Here is a 21,054-nt window from a genome sequence, read left to right as displayed (position 1 = left end):
GTTGATCATTGCTGTGTTTGACCAGTTGCTCTGCAATACAAAGTACCTGAATACATATCAAAACTAGGGCTTAATCTTACCTCTGTGACATCACTGTATTGTGCTCTCAAGCTGTTCTCTGCACGCGCACATACTTCGTTGTGATTTGCAGGTGTGCTTGCAGATAACTCAACTGAAACCGTACGCCACCAACCAGAAGAGGTTGCTGCTATAGAGCTTACAGAAATGAAACCAAGTGCCAATGTCATTACTAAAATTTTATTTTTCATTCTCATTCCTTTTTATTACGCAATATATACATAGCAACAAAATGTTAACTACAAGTAGAGTGTATAGGTACAAGGAATACATGCAATTGAATAAATTTAATACAACATATTATATATACTGGGACTACTTAATCAATTTATCGGGGATGCATTTTTTTGAATAATAAACAAACCTTGTAAACTTAAGGTTGCCCCTCAATTTATTTCATCATCTGCTTCAAAGACATTGAGTACGAGTTATACAGATATTTAAAATTCCATTTGAATGTTAAAAAAGATCATAATTGCATTGATCTTACTATTGCAAAAAAGTCACCCAAAGAAAGTAATTCCTATTTTATAATCCTAAAATATATTTAATTTTTTGCCATCAAATCTTCGATATATTAATTTCGGGTAAATACCCATCATCGATTTAACTATTATTTTATGTGTACAACTGATTTGATTTTGCTAGCTTGGTTATCAATCAATTGGTACATCCCAGTCAATCTGCTTCCATTAGTGACAATGATCATACAAAGTTAAATACATCAGCGATAATGCAACGTCGTTTATTTTACCCTCATCGATTTGTGCTTTAATACTTATTGTCTGCCTCTGATTTGACTGAATTATGAAACTTTAAAGCTAACCCTATATTATAATAAAAGCGTTCTTTCGCCGTAAATGGCGTCCTACAATTTATAGCGAATGCCTAAGTTTGAGCAAACCAGAGCTAAAATAATTACCAAAGTGATTTTTTAATTTATTACTTAATCACCTTTCCTATTGTTTCTGGAGTAACAGGCTGATTCAAAGACCCTTTTATAACAACTGTCGCTGATATTTTATCTTGGATGGCTTGACGGTTTGGGTCCCAATAAACTTGTAAAAACCCTAATAAGCCAGTTGCAAAACCTGCGCCATAACCACCGTACCGACCAAAGCAGTCAAGTAATCCTAACTGCTCGCCATTCAAAGCCACTACACGGATGTTACATACTTTCTTACCTGGCGTTTGCCCTTTCCATAATAGAGAAAATAAAGTGAAGTAAATGGCTGCCCAACCAAATCCTAGGCCTAAATCTTCAATAATACCTAAACCCCATTTTAAAATACTATGTGAAGTTGATGAGCTTGACTGGGGCTCTATAGATTCAATTTCCTCTAATAATTGTCCATCATATGATTGCTGTCCTGCTGTCATCAGCTGTAACAGGCTTCTTACCACATAAACGTTAGCATCTTCATTGAGTTCATTGAGATCGTTTAGCTTTGGTATCTGAGATACTAGGTCGGTTAACTCATTTTTCTGGCATACTTGACCGCACTTTTCATTATCCGATGTTAGTTGTAAGTATGTGTTTACAGCCAGCACTTCTTCTGAGCTTAATACAATATCTTGTTGAGTAATCGCACTTTCAGTCACAGTGTCACCCTCAAAGTAATCAATTGCTACTGACAATAAATACAGCGAGCTGATGAACAGCAAAGTAGCAGCCGTTAGTTTTAATATTCGCCGCCAGAACGAGTTCATTTTAGGTAAGTGTTTTTGCGCTGTGCCTTTATAAAAAGCCACTGAAGCTACAAATGCTATTAAACCCGCACTGAGTTTTGCTGCGAGAAAGATTAACATAACATCGATAACCATCGCTGACGCTCTCCTAGTTGGCGATGCCAGCGGCAATCCTAATAATGCTTCGTCTATTTTAAATGCAAAAGGTGTAATGACTTCCTTGGTTTCAGAGAGTGTCAATTCTAACTCTTCTATTTGTTTAGCTTTCATAAACGTTCTTATATCCTTGAAGCAATTATTGGCAACTAAACCATTAAAGCCAATTTATCAATATACGGTTTATTTTCTTCATCAATAATTTGAATTATTTCTTTGTGTAGGCGTTTTTTATGTTCAGCAAAAATAGCTCGCTTTTTGTCAAATGTAGCGGCAAATTCCATTACATCAGCAAGCAAAGCGTCGCTATCTTTTGAAGCCTTTTCAATAACGTGATCACTTGCCAGCTCAGAACCCGCAACGCGACGGCCAGTTAACTTCATTTCGTTAAAACGGTAGTAAGGTATCGCTTTTTTCACAAACGCTACCATCCCCGGTAAAAATGGAATTGATAAATCAACTTCAGGGAAGCAAAAGAACCCACGATCGCTACGCATAAATCTAAAGTCACAGGCACATGCTAAGATAGCTCCATTGCCAAACGCATGGCCATTAATCGCCGCAATCACAGGCATTGGAAATAGTAATAAAGTTTTAAAAATATCGTCCATGTCATACATAAAACCACGTATTTCATCGGCTTTATTTGCTTTCATCGCAGGCATCAACCAATCAGTATCGATACCCAAGCTCCAGCTTTTTTCATCATTTGATGTAATAACTAGTGCTTTATGAGCATCGTTTGCTACAACCTCTGTAAGAGTTTGTTTTAATTGTTTAGCAAATTGTGGATTGTGGCGGTTTTCACCGTTGGTAAGGGCTATCACCGCAACGTTGCCTTGAGTGTTTAATGTCATCAAACTCATAAAAGTGCCTACTAATTATTGTTTTATTGGATTATCCCTTCATGCTCTCAAAGGGCTATGTCTTATAATGCCATGAATAATGTTTGGGTTACTAGCATGAGGTTTACTTTAAACTATTGAATAGTTTGTCTTACGTTCAAATATCTATGACAGTGCTCGGCGAATCATATGATAAAATGGGGTAGATGATATGGGGAAAATAGCATTAGTCATTGGCGCAACAGGCTTAGTAGGTGGCCATTTAGTTAAACAATTAACTGAGGCGACTCATATCTCTAAAGTCGTCACATTGACGCGCCGCCCTATTACCTATCACAGCGATAAAGTGATTAATCACGTTATTAACTTTGATAACTTATCGCAGTACTCCGCGTTGTTTGAAGCAGATATAGTATTTTCATGTTTAGGCACAACTAAAAAAACAGCTGGCTCTGTTGATGCGCAGCGAAAAGTAGATTTTGATTATCAACTTCATGCCGCTCAGCTTGCTGCAAAAATGGGGGTAGAACACTATTTACTGGTGTCTTCAAGTGGTGCAAATGCAAACAGTAGTAGCGCTTATTTAAAGATGAAAGGTGAACTTGAAGATGCTGTTCAAGCCCTTTCATTTAAACGCATTAGCGTTATCCAGCCTTCATTATTATTAGGTAAGCGCACTAATGATTTTCGCATTGCAGAAAAAGTTGGCAGTATATTGTTACCAGTACTTTGTGTGATTCCAAGGTTAAAAAAATATAGGCCTATTACAGGCCGACAAGTTGCAATCAAACTAACTCAGATCAGTAAGCAATCGGGTCATGGTGTTGAATATTTCACGCTGGAAGCATTGTTTTGAACAATAGCGAGTGCTCTGTTTAAAATACAAGTCACGTACCCAATTAAGCAAATAAACCGTTCCTAGAATACGCTAACAGTTTGAACCATTTTGTCTATGCTACGTATTGTTTACTAGATACCCAACGCGTTAGGATTTAGTATGAAGACTCACTTGGTACCTTTGTTGTCTGCTGGCCTGCTTTTAGCATCTAGCGATGTTGATGCAACTCCAAATTGGTACATTGTTAATGATTCCGTAATGGGTGGCCTTTCAACCAGTCAAATTTACGAAAAGAATAACAACTTAATTTTCACCGGAACTGTATCGCTTGAAAATAATGGCGGCTTTGCCTCTGTGCGCACTATCATCAACACAGAAAGTGAACCTTCTAAACAGATTTCATTGCGCGTAAAAGGTGACGGAAAAAGCTATCAACTTCGTTTAAGAACAAGTAAATATATGGATGGTCCTGCTTATACAGCGTCTTTTGATACAAAAGAAGACCAATGGCAAGTTTTTACGTTTGCTCCAAATGATTTTATTTTGACCTTTCGGGGACGAGAGCTTGAACAACAGCCAATAATTAACTTTCAAGAAATTAGTCAACTGGGCTTTATGATTGCTAAAAAACAACAAGGTGAGTTTAAACTTGAAATAAGCGACGTCGCTTTCAGTGAGTAGTGTAATTTTGTTCAATTATTTAGGCAATAAACCAGGGGGTGATTATATTCCCCCCTGAGTAAACAATACCTATAAAAGCGCTTAATTACGCTACTTTTACGACTCTACTTTTAATAATTCAACTTCAAAAATAAGTAAAGACGCAGGAGGAATGCTCCCAACACGCTTTTCGCCATACGCAAGCTGATGCGGAACATAAAGGGTATATTTATCACCTTCGCTCATCAATTGTAAGCCTTCAGTCCAGCCTTTAATCACTTGATGTAAGCCAAAGCTAATCGGGCTGTTTCGCTCAACTGAACTGTCAAACACACTGCCATCAAGCAAAGTACCATGATAGTGAACATTCACAATACTGGTCGGGCTTGGTTTTACATCACTGCCGCTGCTGTGCTCAATTTTATATTGCAAGCCAGAAGCAGTCTCTGTTATACCTTCAACTTTACTATTGGTCGCTAAAAAATCACTGCCAAGCTGCGCATTGGCAAGCGCTTGTTGCTTAACTTTTTTACTATTTTGAAAGATTAAATAACAAAATATAGCAATAATAATCGCTAAAATAATATTAATCATGATTCTTCATTCTCTTGTTCTTTTTCGTCTTCATCATTATCGCCATTTACGATATCGGCAATATTATTTAATCGTGCCAAGGCAATGCCATTAACCGACTCTTCTGGGTAATGGCCATCAACCAGCTCACCGGCGTCTATATCCATTAATGCGTTAAGAGCTTGATCTACTGTTTCAACGGCATAAATGTGGAACTTACCTAGTTCGACAGCGGTAAGTATTTCGTCATCGAGTACCAAGTTCACTTGGTTAGATTTTGGCACAATCACGCCTTGCTGACCTGTTAAACCACGCATTTTACACAGTTTGAAAAAGCCTTCTATTTTCTCATTTACACCGCCAATGGCTTGTACATCACCATGTTGGTTTATTGAGCCGGTCAACGCAATTGATTGGCTGATGGGTAAGTTAGTAATAGCCGAAATCAGCGCACATAACTCAGCCAGTGATGCGCTATCTCCATCTATGTAGCCATAACTTTGCTCGATAGCGATATTAGCACTGAGCGTTAAACTAAATTGCTGCGCGTATTTGTTACCCAAGTAACCCGTAAGTAACATCACCCCTTTTGAGTGAATTGCTTTACCAAGTTCGGCTTCACGCTCTACGTCAATCACGCCATCAGCACCAGCATATACTGTGGCTGTAATACGGGCAGGCGTACCAAACGATGTATCACCAATGTGTAACACGGTTAAGCCATTTACTTTACCCACAGCTTGGCCGTCAGTGGCGATTAGGGTGTGTCCTTCTTTAATGTCGCTGAGCATGTTTTCACTAATTTGCCCAGTACGGTACTGTTTACCTTCAATCGCTTCATCAATATGGTGAGCGTCAATTAGGCTTAAATTATCTTGTTTAGTATAAAAGCTTGCCTCTGCCACCAGCTCTAGTACATCAGCAAAACGCGCTGATAATTTATTATGGTGTTCTGCTTGGCGATAACTAAACTTAAGTAGTCGTGCCATAGCTGGCTCGGTCAAACTACATTTTAAAGTATCTTGGCAGTATTCCGTTACTTTAGTAATAAATTGATATTGCAGTTTATCGCTACTAGGTAAGTAGTAATCAAAATCAGCTAGTACTCTAAATAATTCAGCAAATTCTTCGTCGTACTCACCAATGGTGTAATACAAATCTCGTGAGCCTAGCAAAATAATTTTCACATCAAGGGGTATCAACTGCGGACGAAGCGTAAAACTACTGCCCACTGCACTGTCTTGATACGGTAAGTCATTTTTAATTTGATGCGTTTTTAGTGACAGCTTTAAGCCATCCCAAACTTGTGGGTTTGCCATGACTTTTTCGGCATCCATAATCAAGTAACCGCCGTTAGCACGGTGAAGTGCACCGGGCTGGATTGACCGATAGCTAGTGATCAACGAGCCTTGCGACGCGGCGTATTCTATTTTGCCAAAAATATTGCCAAACGTTGGGTTAGGTTCATAAACAACAGGCGCTGCATCGCCTTCTTTAAATTCTACTAAGATATTGGGCGCAAAAAAGTCGGTCAACATACCTTTGCTATCAAAGTCTTCTTTGTTTTCGTCGCTTACATCTTCGTCGTCAAGCCATTCAAGCACCGCATCAATAATTTCAACACGAATATCTTTTAAATAACGTAGCACGCCAATATGGGCGGCGTATTTATGTTCTAAATCTTTTAACAGCGGTTTAGTAGCAAGCTCAGCGGTGGATTTTTTTAAATTACGTAGTTTTTCTGAGGACTCACGTTTCCAACGCGGTAATTCAATTAACGCTTCGATTAAGGCATCTTCGAGTTTTTCGATAACCTCATAAAATTGCTCGCGTAAATCATCATCAAGGGCTGCAAATTCAGCATCACTTAATTGTTTACCATTAACTAACGGCGCAAAGCCGACCACGCTTTTTTCTTCAATTAAAGCAACGCTTTGTTCAAGTGCAGCAATTTCAACTTCGGTGATTGCTGCGTCATAAGCGTCATTAAACTCACGGTCTATTTTTTTCTTTTTACGTTGATAAGCTGGGTTATCAAATGCTGCCGGAAAGGTGTCGAGTACTTCGTCGATAAACGAGTCGATATCATCGGCTAATTGCTTGCTTTGCCCTGCTTGTAAAAACATCGCGATTGGTTCACGGTGATCGTCGTAATTATTAACGTATAACCACTCGTTTGGCGTCGGCCGGCCTTTACTATGTGCCTCTAATTTGTCTTTTACTAAAGTAAAGCGACCATGGGCGGCTTCACCCATGACATACACATTGTAACCAGGAAGCTCCATCCCCAATGAAAAATCCAACGCACTTTGAGCGCGCTGTTGACCGATGAAAGTCAAGGTTTCAGGGTACGGATTATTCATGCACGTTTGCACATGATTAAGTGAAATAGTCGGCGCTAACGCAGACACAGGTAATGGCAGCAGTTTTTTCGTCATTCTAACTTCTTTTTGTATCAGCACATCGGCTGATTAATTTTAATATGGGCAGAGTAATGTCTCTACCCACTATTTTAAGGTTGTAATGCCTTACGAGAAAAGTAGATACCGTCGCACTGCGAACAAGCTCTAATTTGCGTGGCGTGATAAATATCATAACTATGGCTGCAATTCTTACATACTAATGTGCCCATGGCTATCCATTCACCTTGGTGATAAACGCCATTATGCTTAAAATCTTGGTTTAATGCGTGCCATTCTAACTGGGTTTTATCTTCTATGTGTGACAATTCAAACCATAAAGACTCTTTTAGTTCTTGCCATGCAAGTGAGTCATAGTGATTGTCGTTTTCTTTAATGTGTTCAATGTCACGTTTAAGGTACTCGCGGTACAACGTTAGCTTTTCTTGACCTAATTGCTTGAGTGCTTGTTCAGATTCAACAAACTTATCCATTGCGTCTTTAAGCTCATGCTCTTTTACATCTTTTAACCAGGCACTTAAATCTGTTAACCATGCTTTATAATCAGCCATTTCATACTCCTTCAAAACTACGTTAAATCAGTGTTTACCTTAAACAAGTATAGGTTAACCTGCCCTGAAAACTAATTAAGTCATGAATTTATAAAATCCGCTTATTTGCCGCTGTGATTAGTACTATTTTTGGGGTATCCTATTCGGCAATTTTTTACTAGTTTGCAAGAAGTCTGGAATCATAGATGCAAGAGCAATATAACCCACAAGATATAGAGTCAAAAGTCCAAGCATATTGGGAAGAAAACCAAGTATTTAAAGCCACTGAAGATGAGAGTAAAGAAAAGTATTATTGCCTTTCTATGTTCCCATACCCAAGCGGCCGACTCCATATGGGTCATGTGCGTAACTACACCATTGGTGATGTTGTTTCTCGCTTCCAACGCTTGCAAGGCAAAAACGTAATGCAACCTATGGGTTGGGATGCGTTTGGTCTACCAGCAGAAAATGCGGCAATTAAAAACAAAACAGCCCCTGCAAAATGGACCTACGAAAATATCGATTACATGCGTACCCAACTTAAACAATTAGGTTTTGGTTATGATTGGGATCGTGAAATCGCAACGTGCCACCCAGATTACTACAAGTGGGAACAATGGTTTTTCACCAAGCTTTACGAAAAAGGCTTAGTGTACAAGAAAATGTCAACAGTAAACTGGGATCCAGTTGACCAAACAGTACTTGCAAACGAGCAAGTTATTGATGGTCGCGGTTGGCGCTCTGGTGCTGTAGTTGAGCAAAAAGAAATCCCACAGTGGTTTATTAAAATTACCGACTACGCACAAGAATTACTTGACGACTTAGACAAACTAGAAGATTGGCCTGAGCAAGTAAAAACCATGCAGCGCAATTGGATAGGCCGCTCTGAAGGTTTAGATATCGAGTTCACGCGCACAGATAACAACGAAAAATTTAGCGTATACACGACTCGCCCAGATACTTTCATGGGTGTAACTTATCTTGCAGTTGCAGGTGCGCACCCTATTGCTCAAGAAGCGGCTAAAAATAGCGACGCTGTGGCAATGTTTGTTGAGGAATGTAAAAACACCAAAGTTGCTGAAGCAGATATGGCAACTATGGAAAAGAAAGGCATTGCAACAGGTTTTTATGCAACACATCCATTAACTGGTGAAAAACTGCCAATTTGGGTCGCTAACTTTGTACTTATGCATTACGGCTCTGGTGCAGTGATGGCAGTACCGGCACACGATCAACGAGATTACGAATTCGCGACAGCTTATGGCCTAGACATAAAACAAGTTATCGCGCCTGTCGCAGGCTCTGAACTTGAAGTAAACCTTGCTCAACAAGCTTACACAGAAAAAGGCGTGTTAGTTAACTCAAATGAGTTTGATGGCCTAGAGTTTGACGGTGCATTTAATGCAGTTGCCGATAAGCTTAAAGCACTTGGCGTAGGTGAACGTAAAGTAAACTTCCGCTTACGTGATTGGGGCGTAAGCCGTCAGCGTTATTGGGGTTCGCCAATCCCAATGCTTAGCGATGAAGACGGTAAAGAGCTTGCCGCTACTGAAGATATGCTACCAGTTCGCTTACCTGAAGACGTGGTAATGAATGGTGTAACGTCACCAATCAAAGCTGACCCTCAGTGGGCAAAAACTACGGTTAATGGTGCTCCTGCATTTCACGAAACAGATACCTTTGACACCTTTATGGAATCGTCTTGGTACTACGCTCGCTATTGTAGCCCTCGCCATGATGAAGGCATGTTAGACCCTGCAGCAGCTAATTACTGGCTACCAGTAAACCAATACATTGGTGGTATTGAGCACGCTATTTTACACTTATTGTACTCGCGCTTTTTCCATAAATTATTGCGTGACTTTGGTTTAGTAAACTCAGACGAGCCTTTTGACCGCCTACTTTGTCAAGGTATGGTACTGGCTGAAACTTTCTATCGTAAAGATGAGAAAGGCGGCGACATTTGGATTTCACCAAGCGACGTTGAAACAGAAACAGACGACAAAGGCCGTGTAACAAAAGCATGGCATAAAGACGATGGCGAGCCGGTGTTCTCATCTGGTATGAGCAAAATGTCAAAGTCGAAAAATAACGGTATCGACCCGCAGCAAGTTATCGCTCAATATGGCGCAGATACAGTACGTTTATTTATGATGTTTACCGCACCGCCAGAGCAAACGCTAGAATGGTCTGATTCGGGTGTTGAAGGCGCGCATCGTTTCATTAAACGTGTGTGGAAATACGCGGTTGATGTAAACACAGTAGGTTACCAAGCCCTTGATAAATCAGTACTAACCAACCCACAAAAAGTACTTCGCCGTGAGCTACATAAAGCCATTGCAAAAGTGACTGATGATGTTGAACGTCGTCAAACATTTAATACCGCGATTGCCGCTATCATGGAAATTTCAAACAAATTGTTAAAAGCCCCTCTGGCCGATAAACAAGATGTGGCGATTGCTAATGAAGCACTTGAAGCACTGTTAATTATGCTTGCTCCAATCACACCGCATTTGTCACATCAATTATGGCAAGAGCTTGGAAAAGAAGGCGACATTCTTGATGCCGCTTGGCCAACAGTTGACGAGTCTGCACTTGTTGAAGATGAGAAGCTTATCATCGTGCAAGTAAACGGTAAGCTACGTGCAAAATTAACCGTGCCTGCTGATGCAACTAAAGAACAAGTTGAAACACTTGCTTTTGCAGAATCTAACGTAACTAAGTTTACCGATGGCGTAACCATTCGTAAGGTGATTTACGTACCAGGCAAACTACTCAACGTGGTTGCTAACTAATATGGCATCATTTAATGCCTTTAAAAACGGACTAGCCTTAGTGCTAGTCTGTTTTTTACTAACTGGCTGTGGCTTTCACTTAAAAAAAGCATCCAGCTTACCAGATGACTTAAAAATCATGACCCTTAATGGCGATGATGAAAAGTCTGCTCTTTTTGCCACCCTTGAAAAAGAACTCACTTTAAGCAAAGTTGAATTGCAATCAGTACCTGAAAAAAATGTAGCTCAACTGTATTTGTCTAAAGATCGTTTAGAGCGACAGATTTTGTCGTTATTTAAAAATGGCCAAGTAGCCGAATACGAACTCGCTTATAGTGTTGCGTATACCCTAAAACGCCCCGGAAAAGATCCTATAGAGCAAAGTTTTGAGCTTTACCGTAATTACCAAGATGACCCAGATAACGCCTTGGCAAAAGCCAAAGAGCTTGATTTATTGCTTAATGAAATACGTAAGCAAGCAAGTCGTCGTATTGTACGAGAGCTGTCACAACTATAATGCGCTGTTACGCTAACCAATTACCGAGTGAATTAAATAAAGCACTCCAACCCTTTTATTTAGTGTTTGGTGAAGAACCTTTTCAAATAGCGCAATGCGCACAGCAAATTCGCTCAAAAGCCAAGCAGCAAGGCTTTGACGAAGTCATAAAATTTACACTGATGCCCGGCTTTGATTGGCAAGAATTAATCGCCCAATATCAAAGTATGTCGTTATTTAGTGCTCGTACCTTAATTGAACTTGATCTCAATTATCAAAAGCCCGGTACTGTTGGTAGCCAAACATTTAAAAAACTGGTTGAACTCAATAACCCCGACACACTTCTAATTGTAACCGGAGCCAAGGCAAGCCAAGAAATTCAGCGCAGTGCATGGTTTAAAGCGCTAGATAAAAACGGTGTATTTGTACCTTGCTACCCATTGGCTGGCAATCATCTACAACGTTGGCTCGATGAGCAGTGCAACCGTTTATCTATTAATATGCAAAATGATGCTAAACGTACGCTGATTGATGCAACTGAAGGTAATTTGCTAGCGTGTTTTCAAGAGCTTGAAAAACTCTCACTACTTCATGGCAATGCGCTAATAGATCAACAATTAGTGCTTCAAGGTTTACTTAATCAAGCTAAGTTCGATATTTTCGATTTAAGTGATGCACTTTTGCAAGGTAATAACCGCCAAGCAATTAAAATCCTCACTAAGCTTGCAGATCATAATACTGAAGCGGTCACTATATTATGGGCTATAAACAAAGAAGCAAACACGTTATTAAGTTTGCAAATAGGCCTATTACAGGGCGAGAGTTTAACCAATTTATTTAAACAAAAAGCAATTTGGAAAAACCAGCAAGGGCCTGTTAATCAAGCATTAAACCGCTTATCTATACAAACACTTGAACATCTAATCAGTTTGCTCGCACAATTTGATGCAAGTTATAAGCAAGGCACCTTGATCAAACCTTATCAGGCGCTGGCGCACATATGCCTAGTTTTTTGTCAACCTGTTGAGGTTGCTCTCCCCGCTCACCCACTTGTTTAAAACTTAGGAGCAAAAATGATTGCACTATTTGGTGGTACATTCGATCCTATTCATTTAGGCCATATCAATATGGCTAAGCAATGTGTTGAGCACTTAAACCTTCGTAATTTACAATTTATGCCATGTGCTATTCCTGCGCATAAAGCAGTACCGGGGATCAGTAACGAGGATCGCATTGCAATGCTGCAAGCAGCGATTGAAACTTACGATTATTTTTCGCTAGACTTGCGTGAATTAAAACGCCAAGGGCCTTCTTATTCGCTATTAAGTTTACAAGAGCTACGCGAGGAACACCCTAACGATCCCATTTTATTTTTAATTGGCCTCGATTCATTTAATACGCTTGATAAATGGTTTGAATGGCAAACTATTACTCAGCTTTGTCACCTTGTAGTTTTCCAGCGCCCAAATCAAAATATGAATTTAAGCCCGCAGCTTATTGAATACAAAAAACAGGCCCTCACGACATCACCTGACACGCTTCGTTTAGAGTGCGCTGGGAGACTGTATTTCTTGCCTGGTAAAATTATGGATATTGCGTCGAGCGATATTCGGCAAAAACTAAAAAAAGGTCAATCTTGTGGGGAACTTCTTCCTACTGCGGTGAGTCACTATATAGGTGAGCAGCAACTTTATCTAAGTGGTGAATAAAAATCACCGCCGTGATAAAATAACAGCTATTCCCTTTTTTAATGAGATAACACTTTGGATTCGAAACAACTACTCGCCTTTGCACTAGACAAAATTGACGATATGAAAGCCCGTGATGTGGTTCAGATTGATGTAAAAGGCAATTCTGACATTACTGACTATATGCTTGTTTGCTCAGGTAATTCTAAACGCCATGTGCAATCAATTGCTGATCATGTTGCTAAAGAAGCACGTCATGCCGGTGAAGAACCTCTTGGATACGAAGGCCAAAATGAAGGCGAATGGGTTCTGGTAGATTTAGGTGATGTTGTCGTACACGTGATGCAAGATCAAGCACGTAGCTACTACGATCTAGAAAAGCTTTGGAGCTAACAGCGCTTTATTTAAACTGAGTTTGGAAGTACACGCGTGAAAATACAAATGATTGCCGTTGGTACCAAAATGCCAGCATGGGTTGAAACGGGTTTTGCTGAATATCAGCGCCGTTTTCCAAAAGATATGGCTTTGGAGCTAATTGAAATCCCGGCAGGTAAGCGCGGCAAAAATGCCGATATAAAGCGGATTTTACATATCGAAGGCGAAAAAACCCTTGCCGCAATACCTAAAGGCAATCGTATTGTTACTTTAGAGGTAACAGGTAAGCCACTTGATACGCATCAGTTAGCAAAAAATATGGAAAAGTGGCAACTGGATGGCCGCGATGTAAGCTTGCTGATTGGTGGTCCGGAAGGATTAGCACCAGAGTGTATCGCAGCCTCTGAGCAAAAGTGGTCGTTATCGAACTTGACCCTACCACACCCATTAGTACGCATTATAGTGGCTGAAAGCTTGTATCGAGGATGGAGTTTAAACAATAACCATCCTTATCATCGCGAGTAATCAGCATGCTCAAACGAAGACCCACAATTCGAGATCACTCAGCAGAGGCTAATCTGTTTGCACGTCGCGCATTTGTGGGTTTTGTTTTCGTTACTATTCTTGTCGCTATTTTACTTTCAAATTTGTACACCATCCAAGTTGATGATCACCAAGATTATCAAACGCGTTCGAACGACAATCGCATAAAGGTTATTCCAATTGCACCCAATAGAGGCCTTATATATGACCGAAACGGTGTGCTTCTTGCTGAAAACAAGCCAGTTTATAACCTTGAAGTGATACCCGAAGATGTTAAGAATCTTGATGACTCGTTAGCAGCCATTAGCCAACTCATCGCTATTTCTGATCAGCAAAAAAATGACTTTCTTGACGACATCAAGCATAACCGCCGCTTTAAAAGCCAAGTATTAAAAGCGCGACTGAACGAATCGGAAGTCGCTAAGTTCTCGGTTAATCAACATAAATTCCCTGGTTTTAGTATTGAGGCCCGTCTTGCTCGCTACTACCCTTACGCCGACACGCTTACCCATGCGCTTGGTTACGTTGCTAAACTAAACAAAAAAGAGCTCGCCAAGCTCGAAATGGATGATCAAGCCACCAATTACAGAGCAACTCACGACATTGGTAAACTAGGTATTGAAAAATATTATGAGCAACTGTTGCACGGACAAGTAGGTTCACAACGAGTTGAAGTAAACAACCGAGGACGTGTAATTCGTACGCTAAGTATGACGCCACCCGAACCTGGTCATGATTTGGTGTTAACACTTGATATTGGATTACAACAAATTGCACAACATGCATTAAAAGATATGCGCGGTGCAATTGTGGTGATGGACGCAAAAGACGGTGGAGTTTTGGCGCTTTATTCAAACCCAAGCTACGACCCAAATTTGTTTGTTCATGGTATCAGTAGTAAAAATTATAAAGCATTACTAAACCCCGACCGTCCACTTATAAATAGAACAACTCAAGGGCGATATGCACCGGCATCAACTGTAAAACCACACCTTGCGATCCTTGCTCTTGAAGAAGGTTTAGTAACAGAGCAAACAAAAATGTGGGATCCTGGTTTTTTTCAAATCCCCAATGTAGAACATAAATGGCGTGACTGGAAGCGCTGGGGCCATGGTCATGTTGATGTTTACAAAGCAATTGAAGAGTCATGTGATACCTATTTTTATGATACTGCTTATCGTTTGGGGATCACTAAGATCAGCAACTTTATGGCTCAATTTGGCTTCGGTGATTTGACAGGCATTGATATACATGAAGAAACGAGCGCTATTTTACCATCAAAAGAATGGAAGGAAGGCCGCTTTCGTGAGTCGTGGTGGCGAGGAGATACTATTTCTGTCGGTATTGGACAAGGTTACTGGACAGCCACGCCTATGCAGATTGCAAACGCAACTAATATTCTTGTTAATAAGGGCCGTAACTTCCCACCCCATTTAGTCCAAGTTGCAAAAAAAGAAGATGAAGTAACGCAAATAAATAATGAAGAAAAGCCTCCTGTTGAATTGAAAAATGCTGATCACTGGCGTATTGCCCTAGATGCAATGCATAATACTGTGCATAAAGTAACAGGCACAGCCCACAAAGCATTCAGGGGGGCAACTTATGATCCGGCTGGTAAAACTGGTACAGCTCAAGTCGTCAGTATCGCCCAAGGTGAGCGTTACGATGCAGAATCACTCAAAGAACGACAACGCGACAATGCAATTTACATTGGTTTTGCACCATACAAAGACCCTCAAATAGTGGTATCTATAGTGGTAGAAAATACCGGTGGAGGTAGCACTGTTGGCGCTCCTATTGCCCGTCAGTTGATGGATTATTATTTTTCAGCAAATCCCATAACGGTTGCTAGGAGTGTTAAACAATAATGCAATTACATGATAAGCGATCTATTTGGGATAAATTACATTTAGATTTACCTCTGCTACTTGCATTAGTTTGTATGATGGTTGCCAGTTTAACTATTGTATACAGCGCGAGTGGTCAAAATGAGGCAATGATGCTTCGCCACGCTACCCGCATGGCAGCTGCTGTCATAGCGATGATTGTCTTAGCGCAATTTAGCCCAGCGACACTGAAGCGGCTCGTGATTCCATTGTACTGCTTAGGGCTACTCATGTTGGTTGGGGTGATACTTTTTGGTGTTAGTTCAAAAGGAGCGCAACGCTGGTTGGATTTAGGAGTCACCCGCTTTCAACCGTCCGAGCTAATGAAGCTAGCTGTGCCAATGATGGTTGCATGGTATATCGGGCGAAATCACCTCCCCCCTAGGGCATTACACTTAATGGTTGGCTTTGCTATCGTGATTTTACCCACGATACTTATAATGGAACAACCTGATCTCGGCACATCAATTCTGATAGCAAGTTCAGGTATATTTGTCATTTTTCTATCAGGACTAAGTTGGCGTCTAATTAGTTTTTTCACAGGCTTAGTTACCTTATCCGCTTGGCCGTTTTGGCATTACGGAATGCATGCTTATCAAAAACAACGAGTCCTGACTTTATTCAACCCTGAGAGTGACCCTCTAGGTTCTGGTTATCATATAATCCAGTCAAAAATAGCCATTGGTTCAGGCGGAATTGAAGGTAAAGGCTGGCTACAAGGTACGCAATCACAACTCGAGTTTTTACCTGAACGCCACACTGACTTTATCTTTTCAGTACTCAGTGAGGAGTTTGGTCTGTTTGGCGTATGTCTACTGTTGTGCATGTACTTATTTATTATAGGTCGCGGTTTATACATTGCCGTCAATGCGCAAGATGCATTCGGTAAGTTGCTCGCAGGTGCATTGACCCTTACTTTTTTCGTATACGTCTTTGTAAATATTGGCATGGTATCTGGGCTCTTACCGGTTGTAGGTGTTCCTTTGCCATTAATCAGTTATGGTGGTACCTCAATGGTGACCTTAATGGCAGGGTTTGGCATAATTATGTCGATTGCCACTGATAAGAGGATGCTTTTAAAATAATGAAGTGGATGTTGAAGTATATAAGCCTGATGCTGATTGCACTTATATTAAGCGGCTGTAGCAGTTCTGGTAATAAAACGGACCACAGTAGTCGTTATAGCATGAGGCATGATGCTGCGCCTTTACGCACACCAACCGTTTTAGAAATGCAGGACGCTGTTGTAACTGAAGTAATAAAAAGTGCTAGCGCTGGCCGTCCTTATACTGTACTTGGTAAAAACTATACGCCTATGCTGGATGAAACTGGCTACAAGGAAGAAGGTATAGCCTCGTGGTATGGCCGCAAATTCCACGGCTACCACACATCAAATGGCGAGATTTATGATATGTTTGCCATGACTGCCGCACATAAGACACTGCCTCTACCGAGCTTTGTTCGGGTAACTAATACGGCCAATGGTAAGTCTGCAATTGTACGCGTTAATGATCGTGGCCCTTTTCATGATGATAGAATCATAGACTTATCATACGCAGCGGCTTATAAGCTTGGTTATTACAACCATGGTACAGCCAAGGTTAAGCTTGAGGCTATTACACTGGCGCATTCGCCCACACGTCCAAGTTATATTCAAGTTGCAGCGGGCAGTACATTAGCAAATATTGAAGCACTTGCCTCAACCTTACGCCAACAATATCATTTACCTACAAGTATTGTAGAAAAAGATGCCATTTATAGGTTGCGACTTGGACCAATTAAAGACGCTGAGCAAGCTCAGCAAGTGCTAGAAAAATTAAAACAAAACCAATTTCAAAACGCGTTCTTGCTTTACGGCCAATAACACCTTTAGAATGGTGTAACGCGAATCTTTAACTTTAACCATTAATGAGTATGATGAAATCATTTAAATACAAAATTCTCAACGGTGTGTGCGGCTTAGTATGTTCTGCTGCCATTTTCTCTGCAACTGCACAAATAATCCCTGCGCCTCCACAAATTAATGCAAAAGGTTATTTCCTTGTTGATTTTACCACTGGTAAAGTTATTGCTGAAGGTGAGCCAGATACTCGATTAGCACCTGCAAGCTTAACTAAAATGATGACCAGTTACGTTATTGGCACAGAAATTAATGCGGGTAATATCGCGCCAACAGATATGGTTACTGTCAGTGAAAAAGCATGGGCCAAGAACTTCCCTGAATCTTCTAAAATGTTTATTGAAGTGGGTAAGCAGGTCAGCGTCGAAGATTTAAACCGTGGTATTATCATTCAATCCGGCAATGATGCATGCGTAGCAATGGCTGAGCATATAGCAGGAAGTGAAAGTGCATTTGCAGATTTAATGAATGCTCACTCTGAAAAATTAGGCATGAGCAACACTCATTTTATTAACAGCCATGGTTTAGATACCGACGCGCACTTCACAACACCTCGCGATATGGCAACGTTAGGTGCAGCACTTATTCGTGATGTTCCTGAGGAATATGCTTTTTACGCTGAAAAGTCATTCACTTTTAACGGTATCAAGCAGTATAACCGCAACTCCTTGTTATGGGATGAGAGCTTGAATGTTGATGGCATTAAAACGGGTCATACTTCAGAAGCTGGCTACAGCTTGGTCACCTCTGCTACCAAAGACGAAATGCGCTTAATCGCTGTAGTTATGGGGACATCAAGTGAACGAGCTCGTAAAGTAGAAAGTAAAAAACTCTTAAACTACGGGTTCCGATTTTTCGAAACAATCACACCATATCAAGCAGGTGATAGTTTTGCAGAGCAACGCATTTGGATGGGTAACAAAGAAAATGTATCATTAGGTATTTTAGAAGATACTCCTATTACTATTCCTCGCGGCCAACGTAAAAATTTAAAAGCAAATTTTGAGCTGGATAAAACGTTAGAGGCACCGCTTGCTAAAGGTACCAAAGTTGGCACCTTGTTTTTACAACTTGAAGGCGAAGAGATTGCACAATATCCACTTGTAACGCTTGAAGAAGTTGAGGAAGGTAGCTTCTTTAGCAAAATCTATGATTACTTACGTTTACAGATTATGTAATTAACGATTTAATAATTCTAAGCGCCTTGCACTACAAGGCGTTTTTTTTTGCCTGAAAAATGCTAGAATGCGCCTCATATCTAACCTGCAAGGTCGAGTGTAGGTTATTAGTCGGTTATCAGAGCATTATGTAAGGAGTCATCGTCGTGGCTACACCTGTAGAAAATACTAAATTTGATGAGTACTTAGAGTACCCTTGTCCGTTTACCTTTAAAGTAATGGGCTTAGCAAACGTTAATTTAACTGACCAAATTCTTGAAAAGTTACAGCCAATAGCTCCTGGCGACTACGCGCCTAAAGTAAAACCTAGTAGTAAAGGTACTTACGAGTCTGTGACTCTTGTTGCAACAGTGACCAGTGGCAAACATATTGAAGAAATCTACAACGTGATCAGTAATATCGATGACGTTCGTCACATGCTTTAAGCCCTAATTGGAGATTGCAGTGAGCGAAAACACGTTAATCGTGCGCCAATTAGGTCGCCAGCGCTACATGCCAATATGGCAAAAAATGCAAGAGTTTACCGACACTCGAGATGATGCTGTCGCTGATGAAATCTGGTTAGTCGAGCACGAACCTGTTTTCACACAAGGCCAAGCAGGAAAAGAAGAACATTTACTTGCACCTGGCGATATTGAAGTGATCAAAGTTGATCGCGGAGGCCAAGTGACCTATCACGGACCAGGCCAACAAATGATGTATGTTTTATTTAACTTACGCCGTTTGAAAATTGGTGTTCGTGAACTAGTAACTTGGCTTGAAGAATGTATTATCGATACATTAAGAGAGTACGATATTGAAGCGTACGCTAAAGCAGATGCGCCGGGTGTGTATGTAAATGATAGTAAAATTGCATCGTTAGGCCTTCGCGTTCGTCGCGGCTGCTCATTTCATGGCTTAGCTTTAAATGTAAGTATGGATTTGAGCCCATTTTTACGCATTAACCCATGTGGTTATGCAGGTATGAATATGGTGCAAACTACTGATTTAAATGGTCCACAAAACCTCGAGCAAGCAGGTAATGGGCTAGTAAAACATATGATCACAAAGCTTAATGCTACACAGGTTAAGCATACTGAAGGGTTTGAAAACGAATGAATAAACCAGTCAAGATGGAACCAGGGGTAAAATTACGTGACGCTGAAAAAATGGCGTTGATCCCAGTTAAAGTATTACCGACTGAAAAAACTGAAATGTTGCGCAAGCCCGAGTGGCTGAAAATACGTTTACCAAAATCAACTGAACGTATCGACGGCATAAAACAAGCAATGCGTAAGCACGGCTTACACTCAGTATGTGAAGAGGCTTCATGCCCTAACCTATCTGAGTGCTTTAACCACGGTACAGCAACCTTTATGATTTTAGGGGCTATTTGTACTCGTCGTTGCCCGTTTTGTGATGTTGCCCATGGCCGCCCATTAAAACCGGATGCCGCAGAGCCTGAAAAGCTGGCACTAACTATTAAAGACATGAAGCTAAGCTACGTGGTTATCACCTCGGTTGACCGTGATGATTTACGTGACGGTGGTGCGCAGCACTTTGCAGATTGTATTCGCGAAATCCGCAAACATAACCCAACCATTACCATAGAAATTTTAGTTCCTGATTTTCGTGGTCGTATGGACAGAGCTCTTGAGATATTGATTGAAACGCCGCCAGACGTATTTAACCACAACCTTGAAACCGCGCCACGCTTGTACAAGCTTGCTCGCCCAGGTGCTGATTATAAATGGTCATTAGAGTTACTACGTCGCTTTAAAGAAGCGCACCCAGAAGTTAAAACTAAATCTGGCTTAATGGTAGGTCTAGGTGAAGAAATTAGCGAGATCGAAGAAGTATTACGCGATTTACGTGAGCACAATGTCGATATGCTTACTGTAGGCCAATACCTACAACCGTCAAAACATCACTTGCCTGTTAAGCGTTATGTACCGCCAGCTGAATTTGATGCGTTGAAAGATTATGCAGATGAAATTGGCTTTACTCATGCAGCCTCAGGCCCATTTGTACGTTCGAGCTATCACGCAGATCAACAAGCCGCGGGTAAAGAAGTTAAGTAATATATAATAAACGCTATACCCTGTTTCATTGTGGGTGTAGCGTTTTAGGTAGGCTTTACTTAAGACTGCTTAATGCAGACATCATAATCTCTGTTTTTAGTTGATGTAGGAGTTGTGCTATAAGGTGATGGTTTTGATGTTAACCAATCCGCTTTATTACTAACATTCTCTTTTATCATCGCACTTTTGCATGCATTCGCTGAATAGTGAAAGCTTTTCACTTGCCCTGTTTTATTGTCAACCAGTAAAAACTTTTCATCATCTTGCGAAGTAGTTGAATTACAGCCAGCAAGAGCTGCAGTTAATGCTAAAACCAACATTGTACTTTTCATATTTAGTCCCTCAAATCTATTAAACATATTTTG

The 21,054-nt window shown here is 40.6% G+C and carries 22 protein-coding genes; 15 read left to right on the top strand and 7 right to left on the bottom strand.

Annotation, left to right across the window (positions count from 1 at the left end):
• Positions 1–5: 5 nt before the first annotated feature.
• The 3 genes from ACHUE3_RS09410 to ACHUE3_RS09400 form a co-directional block, all read right to left on the bottom strand.
• Entirely contained in the window at positions 6–269 is a 264-nt protein-coding gene (locus ACHUE3_RS09410; protein ID WP_394192218.1) for a hypothetical protein, read from the bottom strand.
• Positions 270–1,020: 751 nt separating this feature from the next.
• Positions 1,021–2,037 carry an RDD family protein gene (locus ACHUE3_RS09405; protein ID WP_394192217.1) on the bottom strand — a complete coding sequence of 339 codons (1,017 nt, stop codon included), beginning with the start codon at positions 2,035–2,037 and terminating at the stop codon, positions 1,021–1,023.
• 35 nt (positions 2,038–2,072) lie between these two features.
• Positions 2,073–2,789 (bottom strand): enoyl-CoA hydratase/isomerase family protein, encoded by a 717-nt coding sequence (locus ACHUE3_RS09400; protein ID WP_394192216.1) that lies wholly within the window; start codon positions 2,787–2,789, stop codon positions 2,073–2,075.
• Between the two features lie 190 nt (positions 2,790–2,979).
• Here ACHUE3_RS09400 and ACHUE3_RS09395 point away from each other — a divergent pair, with 190 nt between their 5' ends.
• Both ACHUE3_RS09395 and ACHUE3_RS09390 read left to right on the top strand, forming a co-directional pair.
• The gene (locus ACHUE3_RS09395; RefSeq protein ID WP_394192215.1) at positions 2,980–3,624 is read left to right on the top strand and encodes an NAD(P)H-binding protein; all 645 of its coding nucleotides are present in this window, start codon (positions 2,980–2,982) and stop codon (positions 3,622–3,624) included.
• A gap of 141 nt (positions 3,625–3,765) precedes the next feature.
• Positions 3,766–4,287, top strand: a complete 522-nt coding sequence (locus ACHUE3_RS09390; RefSeq protein ID WP_394192214.1) for a CIA30 family protein — start codon at positions 3,766–3,768, stop codon at positions 4,285–4,287.
• A 96-nt stretch (positions 4,288–4,383) separates the two neighbouring features.
• Here ACHUE3_RS09390 and ACHUE3_RS09385 read toward each other — a convergent pair whose 3' ends face one another.
• From ACHUE3_RS09385 to ACHUE3_RS09375, 3 genes are all read right to left on the bottom strand, one after another.
• Positions 4,384–4,860, bottom strand: coding sequence for an FKBP-type peptidyl-prolyl cis-trans isomerase (locus tag ACHUE3_RS09385; RefSeq protein ID WP_394192213.1), 477 nt, complete (start codon positions 4,858–4,860; stop codon positions 4,384–4,386).
• Positions 4,857–7,277: a Lon protease family protein gene (locus ACHUE3_RS09380; protein ID WP_394192212.1), complete on the bottom strand. Its 2,421-nt coding sequence runs from the start codon at positions 7,275–7,277 to the stop codon at positions 4,857–4,859. Before ACHUE3_RS09380 ends, ACHUE3_RS09385 begins: the two co-directional genes overlap by 4 nt.
• Before the next feature lie 74 nt (positions 7,278–7,351).
• Positions 7,352–7,810 (bottom strand): zinc ribbon-containing protein, encoded by a 459-nt coding sequence (locus ACHUE3_RS09375; protein WP_394192211.1) that lies wholly within the window; start codon positions 7,808–7,810, stop codon positions 7,352–7,354.
• Positions 7,811–7,995: 185 nt separating this feature from the next.
• Between ACHUE3_RS09375 and leuS the strand changes: the two genes are divergently transcribed.
• From leuS to lipA, 13 genes are all read left to right on the top strand, one after another.
• Positions 7,996–10,584 carry a leucine--tRNA ligase gene (gene leuS, locus ACHUE3_RS09370; RefSeq protein ID WP_394192210.1) on the top strand — a complete coding sequence of 863 codons (2,589 nt, stop codon included), beginning with the start codon at positions 7,996–7,998 and terminating at the stop codon, positions 10,582–10,584.
• A 1-nt stretch (position 10,585) separates the two neighbouring features.
• Positions 10,586–11,080 (top strand): LPS-assembly lipoprotein LptE, encoded by a 495-nt coding sequence (locus ACHUE3_RS09365; RefSeq protein WP_394192209.1) that lies wholly within the window; start codon positions 10,586–10,588, stop codon positions 11,078–11,080.
• Positions 11,080–12,117 (top strand): DNA polymerase III subunit delta, encoded by a 1,038-nt coding sequence (gene holA / locus ACHUE3_RS09360; RefSeq protein ID WP_394192208.1) that lies wholly within the window; start codon positions 11,080–11,082, stop codon positions 12,115–12,117. Before ACHUE3_RS09365 ends, holA begins: the two co-directional genes overlap by 1 nt.
• 15 nt (positions 12,118–12,132) lie before the next feature.
• Positions 12,133–12,768 (top strand): nicotinate-nucleotide adenylyltransferase, encoded by a 636-nt coding sequence (gene nadD / locus ACHUE3_RS09355; RefSeq protein ID WP_394192207.1) that lies wholly within the window; start codon positions 12,133–12,135, stop codon positions 12,766–12,768.
• A 54-nt stretch (positions 12,769–12,822) separates the two neighbouring features.
• Complete coding sequence (gene rsfS / locus ACHUE3_RS09350; protein WP_099296074.1) at positions 12,823–13,140, top strand: ribosome silencing factor; 318 nt, start codon at positions 12,823–12,825, stop codon at positions 13,138–13,140.
• A 36-nt stretch (positions 13,141–13,176) separates the two neighbouring features.
• Positions 13,177–13,647, top strand: coding sequence for a 23S rRNA (pseudouridine(1915)-N(3))-methyltransferase RlmH (gene rlmH, locus ACHUE3_RS09345; protein ID WP_138604989.1), 471 nt, complete (start codon positions 13,177–13,179; stop codon positions 13,645–13,647).
• Between the two features lie 5 nt (positions 13,648–13,652).
• Positions 13,653–15,533, top strand: coding sequence for a penicillin-binding protein 2 (mrdA, locus tag ACHUE3_RS09340; RefSeq protein WP_394192206.1), 1,881 nt, complete (start codon positions 13,653–13,655; stop codon positions 15,531–15,533).
• Positions 15,530–16,636 carry a rod shape-determining protein RodA gene (gene rodA / locus ACHUE3_RS09335; protein WP_394192249.1) on the top strand — a complete coding sequence of 369 codons (1,107 nt, stop codon included), beginning with the start codon at positions 15,530–15,532 and terminating at the stop codon, positions 16,634–16,636. Before mrdA ends, rodA begins: the two co-directional genes overlap by 4 nt.
• Positions 16,637–16,644: 8 nt before the next feature.
• On the top strand, positions 16,645–17,415 hold the full coding sequence (locus ACHUE3_RS09330) for a septal ring lytic transglycosylase RlpA family protein (RefSeq protein ID WP_394192205.1): 771 nt from the start codon (positions 16,645–16,647) through the stop codon (positions 17,413–17,415).
• A 53-nt stretch (positions 17,416–17,468) separates the two neighbouring features.
• Positions 17,469–18,629, top strand: a complete 1,161-nt coding sequence (locus ACHUE3_RS09325; protein ID WP_394192204.1) for a serine hydrolase — start codon at positions 17,469–17,471, stop codon at positions 18,627–18,629.
• Between the two features lie 146 nt (positions 18,630–18,775).
• Positions 18,776–19,054 carry a DUF493 family protein YbeD gene (gene ybeD / locus ACHUE3_RS09320; RefSeq protein ID WP_058560556.1) on the top strand — a complete coding sequence of 93 codons (279 nt, stop codon included), beginning with the start codon at positions 18,776–18,778 and terminating at the stop codon, positions 19,052–19,054.
• Positions 19,055–19,073: 19 nt separating this feature from the next.
• Positions 19,074–19,727 carry a lipoyl(octanoyl) transferase LipB gene (gene lipB / locus ACHUE3_RS09315; RefSeq protein ID WP_394192203.1) on the top strand — a complete coding sequence of 218 codons (654 nt, stop codon included), beginning with the start codon at positions 19,074–19,076 and terminating at the stop codon, positions 19,725–19,727.
• Positions 19,724–20,689: a lipoyl synthase gene (gene lipA / locus ACHUE3_RS09310; protein WP_058560555.1), complete on the top strand. Its 966-nt coding sequence runs from the start codon at positions 19,724–19,726 to the stop codon at positions 20,687–20,689. The genes lipB and lipA overlap by 4 nt, the downstream gene beginning before the upstream one ends.
• Before the next feature lie 59 nt (positions 20,690–20,748).
• Here the strand turns inward: lipA and ACHUE3_RS09305 are convergent, their stop codons facing one another.
• Positions 20,749–21,021 (bottom strand): hypothetical protein, encoded by a 273-nt coding sequence (locus tag ACHUE3_RS09305; RefSeq protein WP_394192202.1) that lies wholly within the window; start codon positions 21,019–21,021, stop codon positions 20,749–20,751.
• Between the last annotated feature and the right edge of the window lie 33 nt (positions 21,022–21,054).

This window comes from Pseudoalteromonas atlantica (assembly GCF_043641955.1).
Classification (GTDB): Bacteria; Pseudomonadota; Gammaproteobacteria; order Enterobacterales; family Alteromonadaceae; genus Pseudoalteromonas; species Pseudoalteromonas atlantica_A.
This window is presented reverse-complemented; position numbering and strand designations above follow the sequence as displayed.

What these genes read in the sequence shown, in the direction of transcription:
- ACHUE3_RS09410 (WP_394192218.1), bottom strand. Translation starts at nt 269, where the DNA reads ATGAAAAATAAAATTTTAGTAATGACATTGGCACTTGGTTTCATTTCT.
- ACHUE3_RS09405 (WP_394192217.1), bottom strand. Translation starts at nt 2,037, where the DNA reads ATGAAAGCTAAACAAATAGAAGAGTTAGAATTGACACTCTCTGAAACC.
- ACHUE3_RS09400 (WP_394192216.1), bottom strand. Translation starts at nt 2,789, where the DNA reads ATGAGTTTGATGACATTAAACACTCAAGGCAACGTTGCGGTGATAGCC.
- ACHUE3_RS09395 (WP_394192215.1), top strand. Translation starts at nt 2,980, where the DNA reads ATGGGGAAAATAGCATTAGTCATTGGCGCAACAGGCTTAGTAGGTGGC.
- ACHUE3_RS09390 (WP_394192214.1), top strand. Translation starts at nt 3,766, where the DNA reads ATGAAGACTCACTTGGTACCTTTGTTGTCTGCTGGCCTGCTTTTAGCA.
- ACHUE3_RS09385 (WP_394192213.1), bottom strand. Translation starts at nt 4,860, where the DNA reads ATGATTAATATTATTTTAGCGATTATTATTGCTATATTTTGTTATTTA.
- ACHUE3_RS09380 (WP_394192212.1), bottom strand. Translation starts at nt 7,277, where the DNA reads ATGACGAAAAAACTGCTGCCATTACCTGTGTCTGCGTTAGCGCCGACT.
- ACHUE3_RS09375 (WP_394192211.1), bottom strand. Translation starts at nt 7,810, where the DNA reads ATGGCTGATTATAAAGCATGGTTAACAGATTTAAGTGCCTGGTTAAAA.
- leuS (WP_394192210.1), top strand. Translation starts at nt 7,996, where the DNA reads ATGCAAGAGCAATATAACCCACAAGATATAGAGTCAAAAGTCCAAGCA.
- ACHUE3_RS09365 (WP_394192209.1), top strand. Translation starts at nt 10,586, where the DNA reads ATGGCATCATTTAATGCCTTTAAAAACGGACTAGCCTTAGTGCTAGTC.
- holA (WP_394192208.1), top strand. Translation starts at nt 11,080, where the DNA reads ATGCGCTGTTACGCTAACCAATTACCGAGTGAATTAAATAAAGCACTC.
- nadD (WP_394192207.1), top strand. Translation starts at nt 12,133, where the DNA reads ATGATTGCACTATTTGGTGGTACATTCGATCCTATTCATTTAGGCCAT.
- mrdA (WP_394192206.1), top strand. Translation starts at nt 13,653, where the DNA reads ATGCTCAAACGAAGACCCACAATTCGAGATCACTCAGCAGAGGCTAAT.
- ACHUE3_RS09330 (WP_394192205.1), top strand. Translation starts at nt 16,645, where the DNA reads ATGTTGAAGTATATAAGCCTGATGCTGATTGCACTTATATTAAGCGGC.
- ACHUE3_RS09325 (WP_394192204.1), top strand. Translation starts at nt 17,469, where the DNA reads ATGAAATCATTTAAATACAAAATTCTCAACGGTGTGTGCGGCTTAGTA.
- lipA (WP_058560555.1), top strand. Translation starts at nt 19,724, where the DNA reads ATGAATAAACCAGTCAAGATGGAACCAGGGGTAAAATTACGTGACGCT.
- ACHUE3_RS09305 (WP_394192202.1), bottom strand. Translation starts at nt 21,021, where the DNA reads ATGAAAAGTACAATGTTGGTTTTAGCATTAACTGCAGCTCTTGCTGGC.